25 protein-coding genes and 1 pseudogene are annotated in these 23,665 nt (G+C 65.3%); 16 read left to right on the forward strand and 10 right to left on the reverse strand.

Annotated elements, in window-relative coordinates; translation table 11 throughout:
• Positions 1–64 precede the first annotated feature (64 nt).
• Positions 65–886, forward strand: a complete 822-nt coding sequence (gene nadE / locus NG696_RS12505) for an NAD(+) synthase (RefSeq protein WP_252575603.1) — start codon at positions 65–67, stop codon at positions 884–886.
• Positions 887–1,079: 193 nt separating this feature from the next.
• On the opposite strand, the gene NG696_RS12510 is transcribed toward nadE, so the two are convergent.
• Positions 1,080–1,862 (reverse strand): IclR family transcriptional regulator, encoded by a 783-nt coding sequence (locus tag NG696_RS12510; RefSeq protein WP_252575604.1) that lies wholly within the window; start codon positions 1,860–1,862, stop codon positions 1,080–1,082.
• Between the two features lie 199 nt (positions 1,863–2,061).
• Here NG696_RS12510 and NG696_RS12515 point away from each other — a divergent pair, with 199 nt between their 5' ends.
• From NG696_RS12515 to NG696_RS12525, 3 genes are all read left to right on the forward strand, one after another.
• On the forward strand, positions 2,062–2,781 hold the full coding sequence (locus NG696_RS12515; protein ID WP_252575605.1) for a CoA transferase subunit A: 720 nt from the start codon (positions 2,062–2,064) through the stop codon (positions 2,779–2,781).
• Positions 2,782–2,846: 65 nt separating this feature from the next.
• Positions 2,847–3,569: a CoA transferase subunit B gene (locus tag NG696_RS12520; protein ID WP_252575607.1), complete on the forward strand. Its 723-nt coding sequence runs from the start codon at positions 2,847–2,849 to the stop codon at positions 3,567–3,569.
• The gene (locus NG696_RS12525) at positions 3,566–4,762 is read left to right on the forward strand and encodes an acetyl-CoA acetyltransferase (RefSeq protein WP_252575608.1); all 1,197 of its coding nucleotides are present in this window, start codon (positions 3,566–3,568) and stop codon (positions 4,760–4,762) included. The genes NG696_RS12520 and NG696_RS12525 overlap by 4 nt, the downstream gene beginning before the upstream one ends.
• A 142-nt stretch (positions 4,763–4,904) precedes the next feature.
• Here NG696_RS12525 and NG696_RS12530 read toward each other — a convergent pair whose 3' ends face one another.
• Positions 4,905–5,705, reverse strand: coding sequence for an ankyrin repeat domain-containing protein (locus NG696_RS12530; RefSeq protein ID WP_252575609.1), 801 nt, complete (start codon positions 5,703–5,705; stop codon positions 4,905–4,907).
• Positions 5,706–5,715: 10 nt separating this feature from the next.
• Entirely contained in the window at positions 5,716–6,300 is a 585-nt protein-coding gene (locus tag NG696_RS12535; RefSeq protein WP_252575610.1) for a GlcG/HbpS family heme-binding protein, read from the reverse strand.
• A gap of 232 nt (positions 6,301–6,532) precedes the next feature.
• On the opposite strand from NG696_RS12535, the gene NG696_RS12540 reads away from it, so the two are divergent.
• The 3 genes from NG696_RS12540 (at position 6,533) to NG696_RS12550 (ending at position 8,850) form a co-directional block, all read left to right on the forward strand.
• Positions 6,533–7,795, forward strand: a complete 1,263-nt coding sequence (locus NG696_RS12540) for a sensor histidine kinase (protein WP_252575612.1) — start codon at positions 6,533–6,535, stop codon at positions 7,793–7,795.
• Positions 7,792–8,418: a response regulator gene (locus tag NG696_RS12545; protein WP_252566791.1), complete on the forward strand. Its 627-nt coding sequence runs from the start codon at positions 7,792–7,794 to the stop codon at positions 8,416–8,418. Before NG696_RS12540 ends, NG696_RS12545 begins: the two co-directional genes overlap by 4 nt.
• 228 nt (positions 8,419–8,646) lie before the next feature.
• On the forward strand, positions 8,647–8,850 hold the full coding sequence (locus NG696_RS12550) for a cold-shock protein (RefSeq protein ID WP_013599688.1): 204 nt from the start codon (positions 8,647–8,649) through the stop codon (positions 8,848–8,850).
• 80 nt (positions 8,851–8,930) lie between these two features.
• Here the strand turns inward: NG696_RS12550 and NG696_RS12555 are convergent, their stop codons facing one another.
• Positions 8,931–10,064, reverse strand: a complete 1,134-nt coding sequence (locus tag NG696_RS12555) for an acyl-CoA dehydrogenase family protein (protein ID WP_252575729.1) — start codon at positions 10,062–10,064, stop codon at positions 8,931–8,933.
• A 160-nt stretch (positions 10,065–10,224) separates the two neighbouring features.
• Between NG696_RS12555 and NG696_RS12560 the strand changes: the two genes are divergently transcribed.
• Both NG696_RS12560 and NG696_RS12565 read left to right on the forward strand, forming a co-directional pair.
• On the forward strand, positions 10,225–11,952 hold the full coding sequence (locus tag NG696_RS12560; RefSeq protein WP_252575613.1) for an AMP-binding protein: 1,728 nt from the start codon (positions 10,225–10,227) through the stop codon (positions 11,950–11,952).
• Positions 11,953–11,954: 2 nt separating this feature from the next.
• On the forward strand, positions 11,955–12,461 hold the full coding sequence (locus tag NG696_RS12565) for a MarR family winged helix-turn-helix transcriptional regulator (protein WP_252575615.1): 507 nt from the start codon (positions 11,955–11,957) through the stop codon (positions 12,459–12,461).
• Positions 12,462–12,494: 33 nt separating this feature from the next.
• On the opposite strand, the gene NG696_RS12570 is transcribed toward NG696_RS12565, so the two are convergent.
• A complete protein-coding gene (locus NG696_RS12570) occupies positions 12,495–13,073 on the reverse strand; it encodes a helix-turn-helix domain-containing protein (RefSeq protein WP_252575617.1) in 579 nt (192 codons plus the stop codon).
• 66 nt (positions 13,074–13,139) lie between these two features.
• On the opposite strand from NG696_RS12570, the gene NG696_RS12575 reads away from it, so the two are divergent.
• Positions 13,140–14,114 (forward strand): NAD(P)/FAD-dependent oxidoreductase, encoded by a 975-nt coding sequence (locus NG696_RS12575; RefSeq protein WP_252566779.1) that lies wholly within the window; start codon positions 13,140–13,142, stop codon positions 14,112–14,114.
• Between the two features lie 58 nt (positions 14,115–14,172).
• Here the strand turns inward: NG696_RS12575 and NG696_RS12580 are convergent, their stop codons facing one another.
• The 4 genes from NG696_RS12580 to NG696_RS12595 are packed head-to-tail and all read right to left on the reverse strand — an operon-like array spanning position 14,173 to position 18,474.
• On the reverse strand, positions 14,173–14,949 hold the full coding sequence (locus tag NG696_RS12580; RefSeq protein ID WP_252566777.1) for an enoyl-CoA hydratase: 777 nt from the start codon (positions 14,947–14,949) through the stop codon (positions 14,173–14,175).
• A 48-nt stretch (positions 14,950–14,997) separates the two neighbouring features.
• A complete protein-coding gene (mmsB, locus tag NG696_RS12585) occupies positions 14,998–15,912 on the reverse strand; it encodes a 3-hydroxyisobutyrate dehydrogenase (RefSeq protein ID WP_252566774.1) in 915 nt (304 codons plus the stop codon).
• A complete protein-coding gene (locus tag NG696_RS12590; RefSeq protein WP_252566771.1) occupies positions 15,905–16,975 on the reverse strand; it encodes an enoyl-CoA hydratase/isomerase family protein in 1,071 nt (356 codons plus the stop codon). The genes mmsB and NG696_RS12590 overlap by 8 nt, the downstream gene beginning before the upstream one ends.
• Positions 16,975–18,474, reverse strand: a complete 1,500-nt coding sequence (locus NG696_RS12595; RefSeq protein ID WP_252575618.1) for a CoA-acylating methylmalonate-semialdehyde dehydrogenase — start codon at positions 18,472–18,474, stop codon at positions 16,975–16,977. The genes NG696_RS12590 and NG696_RS12595 overlap by 1 nt, the downstream gene beginning before the upstream one ends.
• A 198-nt stretch (positions 18,475–18,672) precedes the next feature.
• Between NG696_RS12595 and NG696_RS12600 the strand changes: the two genes are divergently transcribed.
• On the forward strand, positions 18,673–18,924 hold the full coding sequence (locus NG696_RS12600; RefSeq protein WP_252575620.1) for a hypothetical protein: 252 nt from the start codon (positions 18,673–18,675) through the stop codon (positions 18,922–18,924).
• Positions 18,925–19,029: 105 nt separating this feature from the next.
• Here the strand turns inward: NG696_RS12600 and NG696_RS12605 are convergent, their stop codons facing one another.
• A complete protein-coding gene (locus tag NG696_RS12605; RefSeq protein ID WP_252566763.1) occupies positions 19,030–20,304 on the reverse strand; it encodes an AGE family epimerase/isomerase in 1,275 nt (424 codons plus the stop codon).
• A gap of 426 nt (positions 20,305–20,730) precedes the next feature.
• Here NG696_RS12605 and NG696_RS12610 point away from each other — a divergent pair, with 426 nt between their 5' ends.
• The 5 genes and pseudogenes from NG696_RS12610 (at position 20,731) to NG696_RS20985 (ending at position 23,565) form a co-directional block, all read left to right on the forward strand.
• Positions 20,731–21,510 (forward strand): DeoR/GlpR family DNA-binding transcription regulator, encoded by a 780-nt coding sequence (locus NG696_RS12610; protein WP_252566760.1) that lies wholly within the window; start codon positions 20,731–20,733, stop codon positions 21,508–21,510.
• Positions 21,507–22,427 carry a 2-hydroxyacid dehydrogenase gene (locus NG696_RS12615; RefSeq protein ID WP_252566757.1) on the forward strand — a complete coding sequence of 307 codons (921 nt, stop codon included), beginning with the start codon at positions 21,507–21,509 and terminating at the stop codon, positions 22,425–22,427. The genes NG696_RS12610 and NG696_RS12615 overlap by 4 nt, the downstream gene beginning before the upstream one ends.
• Positions 22,424–22,947, forward strand: a pseudogene (locus tag NG696_RS20975) (glycerate kinase). Before NG696_RS12615 ends, NG696_RS20975 begins: the two are co-directional and overlap by 4 nt.
• A 37-nt stretch (positions 22,948–22,984) precedes the next feature.
• Positions 22,985–23,242: a glycerate kinase gene (locus NG696_RS20980; protein ID WP_252566754.1), complete on the forward strand. Its 258-nt coding sequence runs from the start codon at positions 22,985–22,987 to the stop codon at positions 23,240–23,242.
• A 29-nt stretch (positions 23,243–23,271) separates the two neighbouring features.
• Complete coding sequence (locus NG696_RS20985; RefSeq protein ID WP_252567166.1) at positions 23,272–23,565, forward strand: glycerate kinase; 294 nt, start codon at positions 23,272–23,274, stop codon at positions 23,563–23,565.
• The last annotated feature ends 100 nt before the right edge of the window (positions 23,566–23,665 follow it).

Here is a 23,665-nt window from a genome sequence, read left to right on the forward strand (position 1 = left end):
ACACGTGGGTGGTTCGGGTGGACACAGTTGAGCGTTGTTGACAGCGCTGACTAGGCTGGATCACATGCGCGAACTCCAAGCCACCATCATCGAAGAAATGGGCGTGCAGCCCCGGATCGACCCCCTCGGGGAGGTTCGCAAGCGGGTGGATTTCCTGAAGGATTACCTCCGGGCAACCCACACCAAGGGCTTTGTCCTGGGCATCTCGGGCGGGCTGGACTCCTCCCTCGCCGGCAGGCTGGCCCAGCTGGCTGTGGAGGAGCTGGAAGCCGAAGGCGTGGAGGCCAACTTCGTGGCGGTCCGCCTTCCGTACGTCGTCCAGCATGACGAGGACGACGCCCAGGCCGCACTGGACTTCATCCAGGCCAAGACGGAATGGACCTTCAACATCTCCGCCGCCGTGGATGGCTTCGAGGACGAATTCGAGAAGACTGTGGGCAACGGAATCTCCGATTTCCACAAGGGAAACACCAAGGCACGCACGCGGATGATCGCCCAGTACGCGCTGGCCGGCGAACACAACTACCTGGTGATCGGCACCGACCACGGCGCAGAGTCCGTCACCGGGTTCTTCACGAAATTCGGCGACGGCGGCGCGGACATCCTGCCGCTGTTCGGCCTCAACAAACGCCAGAACCGTGAACTGCTGGCCGAACTGGGCGCCCCTGCCCGGGTCTGGGAAAAAGTACCCACCGCGGACCTTCTGGACGGCAAGCCCGGACGCACCGATGAGGACGAACTGGGCCTGAGCTATGACCAGATCGATGATTACCTAGAAGGCCGGGACATCCCCGAGGCGGCCGCCGAGCTGATCGAGCAGAAGTACCTCCGCACGCGCCACAAGCGCACCGTGCCGGTCACCATCTTCGACACTTGGTGGAAATAGGCGGCAGCCGAGGTACGCCGGGTCGGGCTGTCAGCCGAACCGGGGCACTTTGAACCCTGTCTGGACCGGTCCCGCCCGGAACACGGCGTGTCCGTGTCAAAGTGCCCCACAATGGCCCGCGGGGTATCCCTGGCGCGCTCCAGCCGGCGCGCTTCCAGCCGGTGCGCGGGTCAGCCACACTCCGCCGAGCGGTTCAGACGGCGCCCGGCGAACGGGTCAGCACCGTGGTGATCCGGTGGGCTTCCTCCATCAGCAGTTTGCCGAGGAACTCCTGTCGTTCCGGCCGGAACCGGGGTTCGATGCCGGTGAGGGACAGCGCGCCAACCGGCCGGCCCAACTGGTCGAACACGGCCGCCCCCATCCCCCAGCTTCCCTCAAGCACCAGGCCGGGATTCACGGCGAATCCATGCAGCCGGGTCCGTTCCAGATTCCTGCGCACCACGTCCACGCTGTGGCCTGCTGCGAAACTGCCGGCGTGATGGTCCCAGCCGGACAGGATGGCGTCCTGAACGTCATCCGGGAGGAACGCCATGATCGCAGTCCCGGCCGAGGCCACGCCCAGCGGAAAACGGACTCCCTCATGCAGCACAAAGGAGCGTACCGGGAAGCTGCCCTCCTCCCGCAGCACGCAGACCGTCTCCTGGCCCCTGCGGATGGAATAGAAGGCGCTTTCGCCGGTCTCCTCGGCCAGCCGGCGCAGGCTTGGCCGCGCCAGGTCCTCAAACGGGAAGCGGGCCGCCGCCACTGATCCCAGCAGGAAAATCTCCGGGCCCAGGATCCAGTTTCCGCTGCGGGCATCGTGGTCCAGGAGGCCCTCCGCGGCAAGGGATCTCAGGAGCCGGTGGACGGTGGGGCGGGTCAGCCCGGACTCCCGGACCAGCCCGGCAATCGAGCTGCCCTCCGGCTTCCGGCCGACAAGCCGCAGCAGTGACGCCACACGGCCCACCACCTGCGCCCCTTGGACTGGATTTGTCATTCGGCTTACCAACTCTCAAAAATCCTCCACAATGTGGACACCTCAAAGTCTAGCGTCCACGCTGTGAAATATCTGTCATTCTGGCAAGTTTTCGCCGTTGACCAGCTTCAGCGCGCCGTCTAGGCTCCCTTATCAAGACCCGTGTCCACAAAGTGGATATCCCCGAATGGCTCTGCATGCTCGATGACGAGGAGACGGAATGTCCAAACTGAAATCCAACGCCGCCGCTACCCTGGCCGAAGTGCTCCGGGACGGCATGACGCTCGCCGTCGGCGGATTTGGCCTGAGCGGCATCCCGGCTGACCTCATCGAGGCCGTGCGGGACTCCGGCGTGCGTGATCTGACCGTGGTGTCCAACAACATGGGTGTGGACGGGAAAGGTCTCGGCGTGCTGATCGAAGCCGGCCAGGTCCGCAAGGTGATCGCCTCGTATGTGGGCGAGAACAAACTCTTCGCCGAGCAGTACCTCGCGGGCCTGCTTGAAGTGGAGTTCACCCCGCAGGGCACCCTGGCCGAGCGCCTCCGCGCCGGCGGCTCCGGCATCCCGGCCTTCTACACCAAGACCGGCGTGGGAACGCTGGTTGCGGAAGGCAAGCCGCTGGCAGAGTTCGACGGCGAAACGTACGTCCAGGAGCGCGCCATCCGCGCCGACGTCGCGCTGGTCCACGCGCACACCGCCGATACGGACGGGAACCTGATCTACCGCTACACGGCCAGGAACTTCAACCCGGTGGTGGCCACGGCGGGTGCGGTGACCGTTGCGGAGGCCGAGGTCATAGTGGAGCCGGTCTCACTGGATCCCAACCACATCATCACCCCGGGCGTGTACGTCCAGCACCTGGTCCAGGCGAGCGGCCGGGTGAAGGACATCGAACAGCGCACCGTCCGCCCCCGGACCGCGGCAACAATCCCCGCCTGAACGCCACCCCACCGGCGCGAACGAACACTTAAGCCCCCACAAACTTTGAACCCAAGGAGAACCCCATGGCCTGGACCAGGGACGAAATGGCTGCCATCGCGGCCGAGGAACTGAACGACGGCGACTACGTGAACCTGGGCATCGGCATCCCCACGCTGGTGGCCAACAACCTGCCCGACGGCGTCCGCGTGGTCCTGCAGAGCGAAAACGGCCTGCTCGGCATGGGCCCGTTCCCGTATGAGGGCGAGGAAGACGCGGACCTCATCAACGCCGGCAAGCAGACCGTCACGGTGCTGCCCGGCGGCAGCATCTTCGACTCCGCCACATCGTTCGGAATGATCCGCGGCGGCCACGTTAAGGTGGCCATCCTGGGCGCCATGCAGGTCTCCGGCAACGGGGACCTCGCCAACTGGACCATCCCCGGCAAAATGGTCAAGGGCATGGGCGGCGCCATGGACCTCGTCGCCGGCACCCCGCGCGTGGTGGTCCTGACCGAACACAACGCCAAGGACGGCACGGCAAAGATCGTCACCGAGTGCACCCTGCCGCTCACCGGCCTGCGCTGCGTGGACCGGATCATCAGCGACCTCGCGGTTTTCGACATCGTGAAGACCGAACAAGAAGCGGACGACGACGGCGGGCGGCAGCTCACGCTGACCCGACTTGCGCCGGGGGTCACCGTAGAGGAAATCCGCGAAAAGACCGACGCCGGGTTCACCGTCGCCCTGGAATCAACACTGAACGAATCAACGCTGAACGAATCAACGCTGGAAGGAGCCAGGGCATGAGCCTGAAGGAACAGTTCGGCAAGGACGTCTTGCTCACAGGTTGGGGCCACAGCCGGTTCGGCAAGCTCACCGACGAGACCCTCGAGTCCCTGATCGTCCAGGTGGCCGCCGAGGCCATCGGCAACGCCGGGATCGAGCCCGGCCAGATCGATGAGATCTACCTGGGCCAGTTCAACTCCGGCATGATGCCGCTGGCCTTCCCGTCGTCCCTGGCGCTGCAGGTCTCGCCCGACCTGGCCAACGTCGCGGCCACGCGTGTGGAGAACGCCTGCGCCTCCGGTTCGGCCGCGTTCCAGCAGGGCACCAAGTCGCTGCTTGCCGGGACGGCGAAGACCGTGCTGGTGATCGGGGCCGAGAAGATGACCCACGCCGGTGCCGACGTTGTGGGAGCCGCCCTGCTGGGCGCCGACTACGACATGGCCGGCCAGACGTCCACCACCGGCTTCACGGGCCTGTTCGCGGACGTCGCCAAGCACTACGAAAAGCGCTACGGTCGCGGCGACGGACAGCTGGGCGACGTGCTGGGCTCCATCGCGGCCAAGAACCACCGCAACGGCGTGGACAACCCCTACGCCCAGCTCCGCAAGGACCTCGGCGAGGAGTTCTGCCGCACCGTTTCGGACAAGAACCCCATGGTGGCCGGTCCGCTGCGCCGCACCGACTGCTCCCCCGTGTCCGACGGCGCCGCCGCCGTTGTGCTCAGCACCTCGCCAACCGGCGGGGCCGCTGCGCCGGTCAGGCTGGCCGGTTTCGGCCACGCGAACGACTTCTTTCCGGCTGAACGCCGGGACCCTACCGCCTTCGCCGCCACGCGCATGTCCTGGCAGCGTGCGCTGGGGATGGCCGGCGTCGGGCTTGAAGACCTGGACTTCGCTGAGGTGCACGACTGCTTCACCATTGCCGAGCTGCTGATGTATGAGGCCATGGGACTGACCGAACCGGGCCAGGGTGCCCGCGCTGTGCAGGAAGGCTGGGTCTTCAAGGACGGCAAGCTGCCCATCAACGTCTCCGGCGGGCTCAAGGCCAAAGGCCATCCCGTCGGCGCCACCGGCGTCTCCCAGCACGTCATCGCCGCCATGCAGCTCACCGGGACCGCCGGCGACATGCAGCTCGCCAACCCCCGCCGCGCCGCCGTGCAGAACATGGGCGGCGTCGGCATCGCCAACTACGTCAGCGTGCTCGAAGCCGTGTAACCGGGATCTCCGGGATCTCCGGGGGCGGCCTGGCTGCGTCTCCCCACCTTTGACGCCCGACGGCGGCGCGTCGCACCAAAAGTGCGGCGCGCCGTCGTACGTTCATGGCAAAGGTGGGGAATATCAGCGGGGCACTGCGTTACTAACCGTGGCCACGAATCACGTTGGCGATCTCCACAAAGCCCAGCCGTTCGGCGTTCTCCAAGGCGGTCCGCCCCTGGGGATCCCGGATGTTCGGGTCTCCACCCGCATCCAGGAGTTGGCGCACGACGTCCTGCTGCCTTGGCCCGCCGTTGTTGAGCAGGATAGCCTCCTGCATGGCGGTCCAGCCCAGGTTGTTCACATGGTTCACGGGCACTCCGGCAGCCAGGAGGATGCGGACCGTCTCCACATGGCCGTGTTCGCTGGCCGGGATCAGTGCCGTGCCGCCGTACCGGTTGGTACTGGCAACGTCCGCGCCGGCCGCCAGCGTCAGCCGGAGCACCTCGTTGAATCCCTCGGCCCCGGCATAGAGGAAGGCGGAATCCTGGATGGCGTCCTTGACGTTCACGTCGCCGCCGCGGCCAATGAGTTCACCTACCAGCGCCACGTCGTTGGCCTTCGCTGCAGCGATCAGCTCCTGGTCCAACAGGGCCTGGGCTTCGGCCGATAGGGCTGGCGGCTTGGTGGCCGCCGGGTTAGGGGCGGACGGTGATGCGGCCGGCGTGGAAGTGGCCGGAACCGGGGGCTCCGGGCTCGCCAGGACGGACGACGACGGCGACTCCACCCGCGGCAGCTCACCGGGACCCGTCTGGCAGGCGGCCAGGCACACTGCAACCCCGCCCGCGATCGCGAGTATCGCCGCTGCCCGGCCTGCCCGGCACCCGGTCCTGAACCGCGAGGTCCTAAACCGCCAGGTCCTAAACCGCCAGGTCTTGAACCGCCAGGTCTTGAACCGCCTCATGGAGCCGAGCCTACTTGCCTGGGCCGGCAGCCGCAGCGGCAATGGCCTCGGCGCCTGCGGTGGCGCAGGCTTCGTCCAGGTTGCCGTCGGGGGCGCCGCCCACGCCAATGCCTGCTACGGACACACCATTGACCTTGAGCGGCACGCCGCCGGGCAGGAACAGGGTGCCGGGAAGGTCCGCGATGCTGGGGCCGTTGCCGTTGATGCGCTTGGCCAGCTCGCTCGTCGGCGCACCGAAGGCGGCCGCGGTGTACGCCTTCTGCTTGGCTGCTTCGATCGTGTGCTCGGCGGCGTTGTCCCCGCGCAGGAGCGCCTGGACGGTGCCGAACCTGTCCACGAGTGCCACCGTGACGAACGGCAGCTTGTCGGCCTGGCATTTGGCGAGGGCTGCGCTGACGGCGTCGGATGAGGCGCCAACGGTGATGCGGTTCTGCGCCACGACGGTTTCCGGTGCCGGCGGGATGTCGACGGCGGGTACCGCAGCGGGAGCGGCCGCCTGGCTGGTCCCGGCATTGGCCGCAGCGGTCAGCCCTCCCGTCAGCAGCAAAGCTCCGGCGGCAGCAGCGGCGGCGGCAATCTTGTTGTTCTTCTTCACGGTGTTTCTCCTTGGGTTGATGGACGCACGTTGATGGACTCACGTTGGCGGAATCCAGTGGAACGGGCATCGGCTCCATCCATCCTGTCCAGCCCCGCCGCGGTAAGCATCGGGCCTTCGGCTGCCTCCCGGTCCCCCGGATGGCCAGCAGCATCAGCTAAAAGGCGGAGAGACCAGCAACGGCGCGGGCAATAGCATGGGATAGGAACGCCCCTGACCTGAACCGGACCCCATGCCCTCCCCAGCCACTCCCTGTAAAACCCTGACCGACGGATCCTCGCTGACCACCGGGCCCGCTCTGCCTGCCAGTCCGGCCGCCGCCTCTGGCCGGTTCGGCCGGATCGACGCCGCCGTCCACCTTGGCTTCGCGGTCCTGCTTGTTGCTTCGGCCGTCCGCTATGCCATGCGGCACAGCCTTCAGGACAACGTCCTGGTCCTCGGCCTCGCGGGTGCCGTCTGTGGCCTGTATTGCGTAATCGCCGTGCTGGCCCGTCAGAGACGCCAATGGGCGGTCTGGATGCTCGTGTTTGTGGCCGTCTGGGCAGCCTTGGTCATCGCCGCGCCCAGCTTTGCGTGGTGTTCCTTTGCGATCTTCTTTCTGTGCCGGACTGCCTTTACGGGCGCCGTGGGCTATGTGGCGGCGGGCGCGACGGCGGCCGCCACCGCGGTCGGGCTGTTCCGGCTCAGCGACGGCACGGACCTCGCGATGCTGCTGGGGCCGCTCGCCGTTGGCGTGATGCTGACGCTGATCTACGACCGGATCGAGCACGACGCCGCGGAGCAGCGCCGTCTCCATGCCGAGGTATCGCTGGCACACGGGCAGCTGGCGGCCAGTGAGCGCCGGGCCGGCACCATCGCCGAACGCGAGCGCGTATCGCGGGAGATCCACGACACCGTGACGCAGGGCCTGGCCAGCAGCCTGCTGCTCCTGGAGGCCGCTGACCGTTCGTGGCCAGGCCCGGGATCGCGCCAGGAGCTCAACCAGGCTACGGAACTGCTGCGCCGGAATCTCTCCGAGACGCGCAGCCTGGTCCACGAGCTCGCCTCCCCGGGCCTCGACGCATCGCCTCTGCCGGAGGCCCTGCACCAGGCGGCCGCCCAGTACGTCCCGCACGCCCGGCTCCTGGTCACCGGCGAACCGAGGGACGTCCCGGCGGAAGTCCGGCACACCCTGCTGCGGGTGGTCCAGAGCGCGGCCGCGAACATCCAGCAGCACGCAAACGCCGCCACCACAACCCTGACGCTGGGGTTCCTTCCCGGCTCGGTCACCCTTGACATCTACGACGACGGGACGGGCTTTGACCCGTCAGCGGCAGCACCGCCGTCGGACGCCGGAGGATACGGGCTGCGGGCGATGCGCAAGCGCGTGGAGCAGCTGGGCGGGGTATTCTCGGTGGAAAGTTCCCCCGGCGAAGGGACCATCGTGGCCGCACAGGTGCCGGCACGGTTGCAGTCAGCGCCACGTGGCCAGCAGATGACACCGGAGGACGCATGACTACCATCACTGTCCTCCTGGTGGACGACCACCTGGTGGTCCGGAGCGGCCTCAAGGCACTGCTGGGCACGCAGCCTGACTTTGACGTGGTGGCCGAGGCCGCTTCCGGCGAGGATGCCCTGGGGCTGGTGGAACAGCACTCCCCTGCCGTGGTGGTGATGGATCTGGCCATGGGCGCCGGAATGGACGGAATCGAGGCCATCAAGCTGTTGCGGCAGCGCAACAGCCGGCAGGCCATCCTGGTGTTCACCACCTACGATTCCGACGCGGACATCGTCCGGGCAGTCGACGCCGGCGCCATGGGCTACCTCCTCAAGGACGCCGCCCCGGACGAAATCTTCGCCGCCATCCGCGGTGCCATACAGGGGAAGAGCGTCATGAGCGCCCCGGTGGCCTCCCGGCTCTTCCAGCAGCTGCGCAATCCCGACGAGGTCCTGACGCCCCGGGAGGCGGAACTGCTGAGCCTCCTGACCGAGGGGCTCAGCAACCGGGAGCTGGGCCAGCGGCTCTTCATTTCCGAGGCCACAGTCAAGACCCATTTGGCGCACATTTACGCCAAGCTCGGGGTGGAAACCCGCGCCGCTGCCATCGCCACGGCCATCCGCCGGGAGGGTATGCGCTAGCCCGCAGCGGCTAAGGCAAACACAGCCATGGAGCGGGGCGGCAGCTGACGTCGGCGGCCCGAATAGGACCAATTCGCGTGTACCACTTCTGTAACAGGGGTGACACTTGATGACTGCAGCTATTGCACGCCCACCGCGCAGCCCCTAGGTTTGAGACAGCGGACTACAGACTCCGCGTCTGCCTGCCGTCCGAGCAGGACCAGAAAAGGGTTACAAAGGAAGTTAGCAATGGCAACAGGCACAGTTAAATGGTTCAACGCTGAAAAGGGCTTTGGCTTCATCGCTCCGGACGACGGATCCGCCGATGTTTTCGCGCACTACTCCGCAATCGCCAGCAGCGGCTACCGCTCGCTGGATGAGAACCAGAAAGTCGAATTCGATGTGACCCAAGGTCCCAAGGGCCCGCAGGCAGAGAACATTCGCCCGCTCTAAGGTTCTGATCAACTGCCCTGGCCGTGCTGCAAAGCATGGCCAGGGCAGTTTTTTGTTAAGTTGTTGTTATTTGCGAATTTCTACACGAAGGCCGATTTTCCGGTGACGGCCCGGCCAACAATCAGCGAATTGATTTCGTAGCTGCCCTCATAGGTATAGAGGATTTCGGCATCACCAAAGAGCTTACCCATTTCAAAGTCCGAGCTGATCCCGTTGCCGCCCAGCAGCGAGCGTCCCATCGCCACCGACGCGCGGGCCAGCCGGGTGCACGTGGACTTTGCCATGGCCGCCTGCGCCATCTCCAGCTTGCCGTCCGTCTGGATCCGGGCGAGCTGGGCCATCAGCGCCAGTGACGCGGAGGCGTTGCCCAGGATCTCCGCCAGTTGCTGCTGGACCAGCTGGAAGCATGCCAGTTCCTTGCCGAATTGCCTGCGCTCCAAGGAGTAGGAACGGGCGACGTCGAACGCGGCCAGCTGGATCCCGGCACCTTGCCAGCCGACCCAAGCGCGCGAATCCCGTAGGAGGTCGTTGGCTTTGGAGAAGTCCGTGGCGCCCGGCAGCATGTTGGACGCCGGAATCCTGACGTTGTCCAGCAAGATGTCCGCGTTCTGCATGATCCGCAGGCCGATCTTGTTGGCAATCTTGGTTGCCCGGTAGCCAGCGCGGTCCGTCTCCACAATGAATCCTTTGATGTGCCCGTCCGCTGCGTCGCGCGCCCACACCAGGGCAAAGTCCGCGATGGTCCCGGAGCCGATCCAGCGCTTCGCGCCGTTGATCACCCACTCGCCGCCCTCCAGCCGCGCGGATGTTTCCAGCCCGCCGGCGATGTCCGAGCCGTGCTCCGGTTCGGTCAGGGCGAAGGCGCCCAGCTGGGTAAAGTTCTTCAGGCCAGGCAGCCACTGCTGCTTCTGTTCCACGGAACCGAGGGCGTCGATCATCCCCACGATCAGTTCGTTGTGGATCCCCACGAGTGCCGACAGAGAAACGTCCGCCCTGGCCACTTCGACGTACATCAGGCCCTTGAAGAGCTTGGATGTGCCGTCCGTCTGCAAGGCGCCAAGCCCGTGCTTGCCCATTTCCGCCAGCAGCCCGAACGGGAATTCCTCGCGGTTCCAATAGTCAATGGATGCCTGCCGCACGGTGGACTGCAGGAACGCCCGGACCTCCAGGTAGCGCGCGCGCTCCTCTGCGGGCAGGAGGTCCACGATGTGCATCAGGTCTGCTTCTGGAAAGGGCGGGGCTTCGGTCACAACACGCTCACGTCCTTGTGGCTGCACGCTTCATATCCCTTCGGTCTTCCAAACCCTTGGATGTCCTAGTATATTGCACAGGGATGGATTCTTAGTGATGCGCATCACTGGACGAAAGGCCCCCATGTCAGTCACCGATGACTTCCGCGAGGCACGCGACCGCCTGCTGACTCTGCATTCCGACTACCACCAGGCCAGGCGCGAGTTCGTGTGGCCGCGCTTCACGGAATTCAACTTTGCCCTCGACTGGTTCGATCAGATTGCCTCCGATCCTGAGAAGGCCAACAATCCGGCCCTGGTCATCGTGGAGCAGGACGGTTCGGCCACCCGCCGGAGCTTCGCGGACCTGGCCGCCCGTTCCAACCAGGTGGCCACCTGGCTGAGAAGCCAGGGCATGCGCCGCGGGGACCGGATGATCATCATGCTGGGCAACCAGGTGGAGCTCTGGGAGCTGATGCTGGCCGGCATCAAGCTGGGCATCGTCCTGATCCCCACCACTACCCTGATGGGTCCGGAGGACCTGGCCGAACGCGTGGAGCGCGGCGAGGCGGGCTGGGCCGCCGTCGGACGTTCCAACATCGGTAAGTTTGCCGGCGTCCCCGGGAACTACAAACTGATCGAAATCGCCGCCGGTGGCGGTTCAGCCGGCACCCCTGGGGCCCTCCAGTACACGGATTCGACGACGGCGGCAGTCACCTTCACAGCCGACGCCCCCACCCACGCGGACGAGACGCTGCTGCTGTATTTCACCTCCGGAACCACGTCGAAGGCCAAGCTGGTGGAGCACACCCATACGTCGTACCCGGTGGGGCACCTCTCCACTATGTACTGGATCGGCCTGGAACCCGGCGACGTGCACCTGAATGTGGCATCGCCGGGCTGGGGCAAGCACGCGTGGTCCAATTTCTTCGCCCCGTGGATCGCCGAGGCGTGCGTTTTTGTGTACAACTACGAACGGTTCGACGCCCGTGCCCTGATGGAGCAGATGGACCGCGAGCACGTCACGAGCTTCTGCGCCCCGCCCACGGTCTGGCGGATGCTGATCCAGGCGGACCTGAAAGTGCTGAAGACCCCGCCCACCAAGGTGGTCTCCGCGGGCGAACCGCTGAACGCCGAAGTGATCGAACAGGTCCAGCGCGCCTGGGGCCCGACCATCAGGGACGGCTTCGGCCAGACCGAAACCACCGTCCAGGTGGCCAACACGCCCAGCCAGCCGGTCACCATCGGCGCCATGGGGCGGCCGCTTCCCGGCTACGACGTTGTGCTGGTGGATCCGAACACGGGGGAAGAAGCCGAAGACGGCGAGCTGTGCCTCCGCCTGGACCCCCGGCCGGTGGGGCTGATGAAGGGCTACTATGGGGACGCGGAACGGACTGCCGAGGCGTTCCGCGGCGGCTATTACCACACGGGCGACATGGCCAGCCGGGACAAACACGGTGTCATCACCTACGTGGGCCGCGACGACGACGTCTTCAAATCCTCCGACTACCGGCTCTCGCCGTTCGAACTGGAGAGCGTGCTGCTGGAACACCCCGCCGTGGCCGAAGCGGCTGTGGTTCCGTCACCGGATGCGCTTAAGCTCTCCGTCCCCAAGGCCTATGTTGTCCTGGTGTCGGGACTGGAGCCGGGGCCGGAGCTGGCGGAGGACATCCTGCGGTACTGCCGCGAACACCTGGCGCCGTTCAAGCGGATCCGGCGGCTGGAATTCGCGGCGCTGCCCAAGACCATCTCGGGCAAAATCCGCCGTGTGGAGCTGCGGCACAATGAGGAGCTCCGGCATGGCGGGGGCGCCCATCCCGACGGCTTGGGCGTGGAGTACGCCGAGGCGGATTTCCCGGGGCTGAAGGGCTGAGGATGGCCGCGCCACTGCCCCGGGACCCCATCGCGGACGCCCAACGGAACTGGGAGGAGCACGGCTGGGCCGACGTCGCCGCTCCCATGGCTGCGATCACCGCGATCATGCGCACCCAGCAGATCCTGCTGGCCCGGATCGAGGGCGCCCTGAAGCCGTTCGGGCTGACATTCGCCCGCTACGAACTGCTCGCGCTCCTCAGCTTCGCCCGCAGCGGCGCGCTGCCAATGAACAAGGCGAGCGCCCTGCTCCAGGTCCATCCCACCTCGGTGACCAACGCCGTCGACCGTTTGGAAGGCTCGGGACTGGTGGCCCGTTCGCCGCATCCCACGGACGGCCGCACCACCCTGATCGAGCTCACCGCGGAGGGGCGGATCGTTGCCAAACGCGCGACGGCGGTGCTCAACACCGAGGTGTTTGGCCAGTCAGGTTTCGACGCGGCCGATGTGGACAAGCTGATCCGTATCCTGGGCACGTTCCGCCGGAATGCCGGGGACTTCACGGGCTAAGGGCGTCCCTTAGCGTTTGGCGGCCCAACGGGTCTAGGAGCGCGGTATGGCTCTCACGTGCATGCGTTCGCCCTGGGTTCCGAAGAGGCTGAGGAACTCCACCGCTTCGGTGTCCGCCCGGCCGAACCAGTGGGGTACCCGGGTATCAAATTCGGCTGCTTCGCCGGGACCCATCACCAGGTCCTGGCCGCCCAGGACCATCCTGAGTTTTCCGTTGAGCACATACAGCCATTCGTACCCCTCATGGACCTGGGGGTCCGGCTGGTCCGGCGTGCCGGCCGGCAGGATGTGCTTGTAGGCCTGGATCCCGCCGGGCCGCCTCGTCAGCGGGATGATGGTCATGCCGTGGCGGACCATGGGGCGCAGGTGCAGGCGGGGATCGCCCGTGGCGGGAGCCCCGACGAGTTCGTCCAGCGGGACCCGGTGCGCTTTGGCCAGAGGCAGCAGCAGCTCCAGGTTGGGGCGGCGCTGACCGGATTCCAGCCGTGAAAGTGTGCTGACTGAAATCCCGGTGGCCTCGGCGAGGGCCGCCAGGGTGGTGTTGCTGTTGCGGCGGAGGGCCCTGAGCCGCGGCCCCACCGCTGCCAGCACGTCGTCGAATGCTTCATCCATGTTCCCAGTTTGCCATTCCAGCAAATTTACTTGCCACCCGGAGCAGGTGCCGCGAACCATGGAGGCATGAGAACAGAAAATGACAACACGTACGATGTCCTGATCACCGGTGGAGGGGCCGCCGGCCTGAGCGCCGCGCAAATGTTGGGGCGGTCGCGCCGCTCCGTGGTGGTGGTTGATAGCGGCGAACCCCGCAACGCCCCCGCCCAAGGGGTCCACGGATTCCTGTCCCGCGATGGTGTCAGCCCCGCCGAACTCCTGAGGATCGGACGTGCCGAAGCCCAGCACTACGGCGCACGGCTAGTGGAGGGCGAGGCCGTTGCCGCTGCGGGCAATGCCTCCGACGGTTTTTCCGTGACCCTGGCGGACGGCAGCGTGATCCGCGGGCGCCGCCTGCTGATCACCACCGGGCTGGTGGACGAACTGCCGGAGATTGCCGGGCTCCGCGAGCGCTGGGGCAAGGATGTGCTGCACTGCCCGTTCTGTCACGGCTGGGAAGTGCAGGACCAGGCCATCGGCATCCTGGGCAACGGTCCTTGGTCCGTGCACCAGGCCCTGCTCTTCCGGCAGTGGAGCGGCAACATCACCCTCTTCCTGAACGACCTGACCCTGCCCACCGACGACGAGTCGGAGCAGTTGGCCGCCCGGGGCATCAGGGTGGTGGCGGGTGCCGTTGAATCCTTGCGGGTGGAGCAGGACGTCCTGCGCGGCGTCGCCTTGGCTGGCGGACCCGAGATCGCCGTGGACGCGGTGGTGGTGGGACCCCAGGTGCGCGCACGGCTGGATGCCTTCGCCGGGCTTGGCCTCGAGCCGGCAACCTATCCAATGGGGATCGGGGACTTCCTGGAGACCGATGCCGACGGCGCCACCGCGGTCCCGGGGGTGTGGGCGGCGGGCAACGTGACGGACATGCGCGCGCAGGTCCTGGCCTCCGCGGCGGCAGGGGCGTGGACCGCCGTCGTGATCAACAACCATCTGATGGCCGAGGAACTGGCCGCAGACGTTACCGCCCACCGGGAATCCCTGTCGGTTGCTCCGTAACTGCCCTTTAGGGCGCTGAAAAGGGCCGTTGCGGAGCAATGGATGGGTACGGGGTGGGTCAGCGGTGGTTGAACTCGGGCTGGCGCTTCTCCGTAAAAGCGGCCATGCCTTCCTTCTGGTCCTCGCTGGCGAAGAGCGAGTGGAAGATCCGGCGTTCGAACAGGACCCCCTGGGCGAGTCCCGTTTCAAAGGCCGCGTTGACGGCTTCCTTCGCGAGCATGGCCACGGGCTTGGACTTGGACGCGATGACCTCCGCGGCCTTGAGCGCCTCCTCCACCACGCTCTCCGCGGGCACCACTCGTGAGACGAGGCCGGAGCGTTCGGCCTCCTCGGCGCCGATGAAGCGCCCGGTGAGGATCATGTCCATGGCCTTGGCCTTGCCCACCGCGCGGGTGAGCCGCTGCGAACCGCCCATGCCCGGCAGCACGCCGAGGTTGATCTCCGGCTGGCCGAACTTGGCGTTGTCCCCGGCGATGATGAAATCGCACATCATGGCCAGCTCGCAGCCGCCGCCCAGGGCGAAGCCGGACACGGCCGCGATGACAGGGATCCGCAGCCGGGTGAAGTCCTCCCAGCCCCGGAACCAGTCTGCGGCGTACATGTCCATGTAGCCCTGCGACGCCATTTCCTTGATGTCGGCCCCGGCCGCGAACGCCTTTCCCGAGCCGGTGATCACCACCGCGCCCACGCCCGGATCGGCGTCCATGGCGGAGACTGCTGCCACGAGCTGCTCCATGGTGGCCTTGTCCAAGGCGTTCAGCGCCTCCGGCCTGTTGAGCGTGATCAGGCCTACCCGGCCGCGCTGTGCCACCAAGATGTTCGTGTACTCCGTCATGCCTGACCTTTCAGCTGTTTTCGCGAGTTGCTGGTGCTGCAGATGGTGCTAGTGCTGCGATTTGTCGCGGATGTCCGTAATGATTCCGGAGAAGTCCCGGCCGGCTCCGCCTTCAGCGGCAAACGTATCGTAGATTTCCGAGGCGAGCGGTCCCAGGCGGGCCGCCACCCCGGCACTTTCCAGCGCATTCAGCGCCAGCCGCAGGTCCTTCGCCATCAGCGCCCCCGCGAAGCCCGGCTGGTAGTCGCGGTTGGCGGGGCTGGTGGGGACCGGTCCGGGAACAGGGCAGTTGGTGGTCAAGGCCCAGCATTGTCCGGAGGCGTTGGAGGCGACGTCGAAGAGCGCCTGGTGCGTCAGGCCCAGCTTCTCGCCCAGCACAAAGGCTTCGCTGACCGCGATCATGGAGACCCCCAGGATGAGGTTGTTGCAGATCTTGGCGGCCTGGCCGCCGCCGTGCCCGCCGCAGTGGACCACCCGTTTGCCCATCACCTCGAGCAGCGGCCGGACAGCTTCGAAATCCGCCGCCTCGCCGCCCACCATAAAGGTCAGCGTGCCGGCTTCCGCACCCACCACACCGCCGGAGACCGGGGCGTCCACAGCCCGGTGGCCGGCCGCAATGGCGAGCGCGGAGGCTTCCCGTGCCTCGTCAACGTTGATGGTGGAGCAGTCCAGGAACATGGTCCCCGGCTTGGCCTCGGCCAGCAGGCCCGGCTGTCCCTCCGCGCCGCGGTAGGCGTCCAGCACATGCTGGCCGCTGGGGAACATGGTCAGTACAACGTCGGCACCGGCAATGGCGTCCAGCGGACTGGCCGCCGTGGGGACACCGTGCGTTTGGGCGGCCGCCAGGGCGGCGGGGACCACGTCGAAGCCCGCCACGGTGTAGCCGGCACGAACCATGTTAACTGCCATGGGCCCGCCCATGTGGCCCAGGCCCAGGAAAGCAACGGTAGTTTGTTCAGGCATTGTCCGGCTCCTTTGTGTGCAGGTTGAGCTCCCGGTCCCCCAGCGGCGCGAAGAACCGTTCCACGTCCGCCTCGTGCACCTCGTGCAGCGTGGCCGGCTTCCATTGCGGCGTACGGTCCTTGTCCACCACCTGCGCGCGGATCCCTTCGCGGAAGTCCGGCGCGGCCAGGAACCGAAGCCCCACCCGGTATTCCTGCGCCAACGCTTCGTCCAGCGTCAGTTCCTTGGCCCGGCGGAGAGACTCCAGGGTCACCTTCACAGCCGTAGGGGACTTCGCCTCGATGGTCGTAGCGGCCTCGGTTGCTTCAGACCCAGGCTCCCCGCCCGGCGCGCCGCCCAAGGTCCGCAACCGCCGGACAATGTCCTCAGCGTCATCACTGGCATAGGCGGCATCGATCCAGTCGCGCTGCGCCTCCAGCCCGGAGGGCGGCGGGTCCTGGGCAAAGCGGACGACGGCGGCTTCCGCACTTTCGAGTTCCAGCGCCGCCGCCAACTCCGGCAGGCTCCCCGACGGGACAAAGTGGTCCGCGAGACCCAGGAAAACGGCATCCGCCCCGGTCAGGTGGGCTCCCGTCAGGGCCGCATGCGTGCCGGTTTGCCCAGGTGACTTCGCCAGCAACCAGGTCCCGCCGACGTCGGGCACAAACCCGATGGTGGTCTCCGGCATTCCTGTCCGGGTCCGTTCGGTAACCACCCGCACCGAGCCGTGCGCGGAGATTCCCACGCCGCCGCCCAGCACGAGGCCATCCATAAAGGCCACATAGGGCTTGGGGTAGGCGGCGATGAGGGAGTTCAGCCGGTATTCGTTCTGCCAGAAGTCAGCAGTTTCCGTACCGCCGCCAAGGATGTCCCGGTAGATCGCCACAATGTCGCCCCCGGCGCAGAGGCCACGCTCGCCGGCGCCGTGCACCAGGACAGTGGCCACGCCGTCGTCGTCCGCCCAGGCGGTCAGCTGCGCCAGCAGGGCGTCCACCATGCCGGCATTCAGGGCGTTGACGGCTTTGGGCCGGTTGAGCGTGATGACGCCAAGGTGGCCGCGCTTCTCGAACAGAACCTCCGTCATCAGCTGCCTTCCGGCATGATGAAGCTGGCACCCTGGCGGATGCCGGAAGGCCAGCGCGTGGTGACTGTCTTGGTCTTGGTGTAGAAACGGAACGCGTCGGCGCCGTGCTGGTTCAGGTCGCCGAACCCGGACGCCTTCCAGCCGCCAAACGTGTAATAGGCGATAGGAACCGGAATGGGCACGTTGATGCCCACCATGCCCACCTCCACCCGGCTGGCGAAGTCCCGGGCGGCGTCGCCGTCGCGGGTAAAGATGGCCACGCCGTTGCCGAATTCGTGCTCGGAGCACAGCCGGAGGGCTTCGTCGTAATCGGCGGCACGGAGCACGCTGAGGACGGGGCCGAAGATTTCCTCCTGGTAGATCTTCATGTCCTTGGTGACGTGGTCGAAGAGCGTAGGTCCCACCCAGAAGCCGTCGTCATAGCCTTCCACCCTGAGGCCGCGACCGTCGGCCAGCAGGGTGGCACCCTCGTCCACGCCGGACTGGATGTAGCCCTCGATCCGTTCCTTGGCACTCGCCGCCACCACGGGCCCGAAGTCCGAGTCCTTGTCCAGGCTGTGGCCTACCCTGAGGTGTTTGACGCGCTCGGCCAGCTTGGATACCAGCGCGTCCGCGGTCTTCTCCCCCACCGGGACGGCCACGGAAATGGCCATGCAGCGCTCGCCGGCGGAACCGAAGCCGGCGCCGATCAGGGCGTCGGCAGCCATGTCCAGGTCCGCGTCCGGCATGATCACCATGTGGTTCTTGGCCCCGCCGAAGCACTGGGCCCGCTTCCCGTGGGCGGCCGCGGTGGCGTAGATGTACTGGGCGATGGGCGTTGAACCCACAAAGCCGATGGCCTTCACGCGGGGATCCTCCAGCAGCGCGTCAACGGCCTCCTTGTCCCCGTTGACCACGTTGAACACCCCGTCCGGTAGCCCGGCCTCCGTGAACAGTTCGGCCAGGCGCAGGGGAACCGAGGGGTCCCGTTCGGAGGGCTTGAGGATGAAGGCGTTTCCGGCGGCGAGGGCCGGGCCAGACTTCCACAGGGGGATCATGGCCGGGAAGTTGAACGGGGTGATGCCCGCGACCACCCCAAGTGGCTGGCGAAGCGAGTGGACGTCGATGCCTGCACCGGCGTCGTCGGAGAACTCGCCTTTGAGCAGGTGCGGGGCTCCCGCCGCGAACTCCACTACTTCAATGCCGCGCTGGATATCGCCCTTGGAATCGGCGAAGGTCTTCCCGTGTTCGGAGGACAGCAGCGTGGCGAGTTCATCCATGTTCTCGTTGACGAGGTCCACGAATTTAAGCAGGATCCGGCCGCGGCGCTGCGGGTTCATGGCGCCCCACTGGACCTGTGCCTTCTCGGCGGCGGCCACCACGTTCCGTACCTCCTCCCCGCTGGCCAGGGGCAGACGCGCCTGAACTTGGCCCGTGCAGGGGTCAAAAACGTCACTGAAGCGGCCGGAGGTCCCCGTCACCCGTTGTCCGTCTACGTAATGGGATAGTTCGCGCACCATGATGCAACGCTCCTTCGCATGTGATCCAGGTCATCTCTGCAAGCGAATATACTCGGACTTCCTACTAAATTCCAGACTGGCCCGGCAGCGGTGGACAACGGTGTCAGTTTCCGAAGTCCTCTGTACGGAATGTTCAAAGTCGTCTGCACCAGCTCACGGATGGTCCTAGAGGGACCCCATTAGGGGACTGTGCAAACCGTGGGCGTTGACCACAGCGATACGCTGTGGGAAATGTCCACGCAGTCCGAGAGGGGACACAAGATGAACGCCAGGGCCGTCATGGTCGCCCTCGTCGGTACCGCCTTCTTGGTCTTCGCTTTCCCCCACGTCCTTGCCTCGTTCAGCATGGCCCCGAACGTCACGGAGACCCTTTGGCTCGTCGTCGTCTTATGGGCCGTCTGCTGGGTAGCGAGCCGCGGCCTGGATAAGCGCCGCCGGCTGCACCGTTGATCGAAGCTAGAAGAGGCCTTCCCGATCCATAGCTACAAGGCACTCGTCGTCCAACAGGCCAAGTCCCGCAGAAGTCTGAACCAAGGCCTCCGCGGGACTTCGGCCTCAGCGGGCGACGGGTTCCTTGACTTGCTCGATTGCACTAAGCCGTGCATCCAGCAGGCCTGCCGCGACTGCCGGAGCAAGCCCGGGCGCCAGCGGAAGACGCGGGACCACCAGGCAGTGCCACAAGTGATAAATGTCAGCCTTACCGGACCAGACGGTCGAGGTGACATTGCCGTTCTCGTCGAGCTCCTGCTTCCAAGATCCGTGCTCGTAGTCTATGAACCAGTCGCGGACGTGGTCCCAAATCCGCTCGTACCAGTCCGCATACTTCTTGTCGCCGGTGGCGCTGTAAAGAGCTGCCGCACCCCCGATTGCCTCGGCGGGAACCCAGCGAATGCGGGTCGTGACAACCGGCTTGCCTTCCCAGTCGACCGTGTATACGAATCCAGGATGACCGTCCGGCTCCCACGCGTCGCGGATGGCAGCGTCGAACAAGCCTCGCGCGTCTTCAAGTAGCCAGGCTGGGACCTCCATCCCACGAGCTTCAAGCCCGGCGCGGACGTGGAGGAGCAGGCGCGCCCACTCGGTCCAGTGGCCGGGGGTTCCGCCGTACGCTCGGAATTGGCTGGCCCGGTCATCGGCGTTGTACTCCGGCAGCGGGTTCCACTCCGGGTCGAAGTGCTCGAAGACCCGGTAGTTATTGTTGCGCGCAAATTTGTGGATAAGCACCTCGGCGATATGAAGGGCTCGTTCGAGCCAGCGGTTCTCCCCAGTCACATCAGCGACAATTAGGTACGCCTCGACTGAGTGCATGCTCGCGTTCCCACCACGGTATGCCTCAGTCTCCGTGAAGTCGCGGTTCCACGAGTCAAGGCACATGCCGGCTTCGTGGTCCCAGAACTTCGTGTCAGCTATCCGCAACGCCTCGTCGAGCAGTTCTCGGGCTCCGGGGCGCCCCGCCGCAACCGCGCTGGCAGCAGCGAGGAGCACGAAGGAGTGCTGGTAGCCGGACTTGGTGTCGTTCACCGGCCCGTTCTCGTCGACCTCAGCGTACCAACCGCCGAACTCATCATCATGGAAAACTCCGTTGAGCGCGGCGATTCCATGGTCGACGAGTGTCGCTGCACCCGGGCGTCCCATCAGGGCGGCGACAGCGAAGCTGTGGATCATCCGCGCGGTAATCCAGAGATGGGTCGCCTTGTCGGTGAATACCGCGCCTTTGTTATCGAGCCAGCCGAATCCCGTCGGAACCTTTGAACCTGCGGCGAAATTGATAAGCCGATCGGTTTCCGCTTCGAGCCATCGCGCGTGAGCGGCACTGTTCAGCCACATCATGTTGTTTCCTCTCTGTTCTATTGCAGCCACTGAACAGCGACTGTTTCCGATCCTACGCCAAATGAAGGAAATCGACCATGAAATGTTGAAATTCGGACATATCGAGCCCGGCCATCGACCGTACCGGGCTGATACACCGCGCCCATAGGAAAGTTGTAGAGACGTCCATCAAGACACCCGGCCCTCAAGAACAGAGGCGCTGGCAGTGTCCGCGCCGGCGCCTGAACTGAACCAGGCATGGAGCTATGGTGACTTTCCGACACTTTGTGTTAATTTGATAACATGGGCGCGTGAGACAATTCCCGTGGATCACCGTCCACGGCAGGGAGAAAAGCGGGAGCAAGAATGTCAACGTTGGAAAACGGCGGAGCCGCCGGGCAAGGGTTAACCACCCCCTGCCACATTAGGGTTCGAGGATGATGTCTCATGGGGCCTAGTAGTGCTGTTCGGCTGACACCACGCCAGACAGCGATCCTGGATCAACTGGGGCGACGTGGCTTCATCTCTACTACCGAGCTGGCCGAAAGTTTTGAAGTCTCTGACATGACGGTACGACGCGATACGCGCGTCTTGGCCAAACGCGGGCTTGTCCGCGTCGTCCATGGTGGAGTCAGCGGAACAGCGATGCCGGGCCAGACGGCAGATTTTGCTGCCAGGGTAAGGGAAGACGCGGACGCCAAGCACAGGGTTGCCGTGGCTTGCCTGTCCCTGATTGGCAGCCAGGACGCCATCATTCTCGACGCGGGTACGACGACTTTTCAAATCGCGAACGAATTATCCTCCTCGTTCACCGGAACGATAATCACTCATTCCGTACCCACAATCCAGCGATGCATGCAGCTCACTGCAGCTCGAACTATATGCCTCGGCGGTGAGCTGCTAATCGATAGCCAAGCGTTTACAGGTCCAATGACGACCACAGCTGCAGAGGGACTCCGTGCTAGAACCGCTTTCATAGGCGTGAGCGGAATTCATGACGAGGCTTTTTATATCGAACGCGACCTTGAGCGCTCGACGAAAATAGCCCTTATGGCGGCCGCCGAGCGCGTCGTTGTAGTAGCGACTCATCAGAAAATGCAGCGTTCTGCTTTGGCCCGACTGACGGCATTCAGCGACGTTGACGTCCTTGTCACGGATGCTCCGCCACCGCTCGAAATTGCAGAAGCCCTGGAAGCTGCATCCGTTCAGTTGATTGTGGCCTCATGAGCCGCACACTGAGCGTCAGCTTGCCAGATCAAAAAATCTTGCCCTATCTGACCGGCCGCCCGGAAGCAGAGTTCTTAGTTTGGGACATGACGGAACCGCCCCCGCGACCGGTGATTGACATCGTCGTACCGCCCTACATGGGCAGGATAGATCTCCTAAGAGCCCTCGACGGAGTGACTACAAGCCTTGTTCAGAGCCAATCCATTGGTTTTGATGGCGTGGCAGAGGTCCTTCCCCAGGGAAGCATTTTTGCAAATGCTGCGGGCGTCCATGAGACGTCTACTGCCGAACTGGTGTTGGCATTGCTTCTTGCGAGCCAGCGAAGCCTACCAGAATATGTCCGGCAACAGGACCGGGGCGAGTGGAAGCAACTAACCAGCCCCAGCCTCGCAGACCGGCGGGTTCTTATTGTCGGCTACGGCGGCGTAGGAAAGGCCATTGAAGAGCGGCTGCTGCCCTTCGAAACGCATGTAACCCGCGTTGCAAGGAACGAACGGACGGATGAGCGCGGCACCATCCATGGGATGGCGCAACTGCCGGAGCTGCTGCCCCTGCAGGACATTGTCATAGTTGGAGTCCCTTTGACTCCGGGGACACGGCACCTTATCGATGATGACTTCCTGTCGGCCATGGCTGACGGCTCGCTCCTGGTCAACATCGCCCGGGGACCGGTGGCCGATACCGAGGCGCTGGTAAGGCACACGTCCACCGGCAGGCTTCGGGCAGCGCTAGACGTAACAGATCCGGAACCGTTGCCCTCGGAACACCCGCTCTGGCGGACACCGGGAGTAATCATTACCCCTCACGTCGGCGGAGCCAGTTCCGCAATGCTTCCGAGAATGGCACGGCTCCTGGAACGGCAAATTAACCTGCTGCTTTCAGGCCAGACACCCGTCAACGTGGTCCTGAGCGTATGAGCCTCCCGGACCTGCGGGTGCTCGTTGCCCCTGATTCGTTCAAGGGCTCGGCAACCTCCTTTGAAGCATCCTCGGCGATCGCTTCCGGTTGGCTCCGCATGAGGCCAGGCGACACCGTGCAGCTGACTCCTATGGCCGACGGGGCGAAGGCACCCTGGACGCCGTCGAGGCAGCGTATCCTGACTCCCGGCGGATGCCCGTCAGGGTCACCGGCCCCGCGGGAGATCCCGTTTCGGCAGAATGGCTGTTGCTGGCCGACGGTCGAGGTGTTGTTGAACTTGCAAACACGAGCGGCATTACCTTGCTCAGCGAGTTGGTTCCGGATGCGCACACCGTCGGCTTTGGACAGGCTATAGCGGCAGCGCTTGACTTCGGCGTGCAGGGGCTCATTCTTGGAATCGGTGGCAGCTGTTCCACTGACGTCGGTACGGGAGCGCTCTCCGCTTTGGGAGCCCGATTTCTTAGTTCAGAAGGGTGCGAAATCCCTGCTGGCAACTGGGTCTGGATTCTCTCGTTGTAGCTGATTTTCGGCTGTTCGGCCTCTCCCGCCCGGAGGGGTGGTCGTCATCACAGACGTCACCAGCCCCCTGCTGGGTGAGGAAGGCGCGGTAGCTGTATTTGGCGCGCAGAAAGGAATTTCGGCAGCAGACAGGTCCGCTTATGAATGCAGACTCGCCGGCTTTGCTGGGAAGATCACTCATGCATCGCCTGATATCTCCGGCGCAGGCGCTGCGGGGGGACCGGCTTTGGCCTTCACGCCTGGGGCGCGCAGCTGGTTCCCGGCGCTAGGGCGGTTGCCTAGGCTCTTCAGATAGGGTCCCTGCTTCTGGAAAGCGATCTGCTGATCACCGGCGAAGGCTGCTATGACGGCCAGTCCGCAGCGGGAAAGGTTCCGACCGAACTGGCAGGCCTTGCCGATGCTGCTGGCATCAGGACCGCCTTGGTTGCCGGATCGATCCGGGCCGGAACCGAGCACTTCACTACCGCCGTCTCTCTCGCGGAGACGGCCGGAAGCGTCGAGGCAGCCATCAGCAGCCCAGGCCATTGGCTGGAAGAGGCCGCAGCCATACTGGCCCTGCGTATCTCGGAGCAAACCGAGCCGCCTCTGCCGGCGCCCGGGAGCGCGAAGGTTTCCTGAGTACACGGCACCTGCCATTGCGCACGGGCGCCATGGCAAGTGACGAGGGGGTGATGACTGGCGGGCGTGGGGGAACACCGCTGTGGCCGATGGCCTGGTT

Origin of the sequence: Pseudarthrobacter cellobiosi (genome assembly GCF_023913755.1) — a bacterium.
Lineage (GTDB): Bacteria > Actinomycetota > Actinomycetes > Actinomycetales > Micrococcaceae > Arthrobacter > Arthrobacter cellobiosi.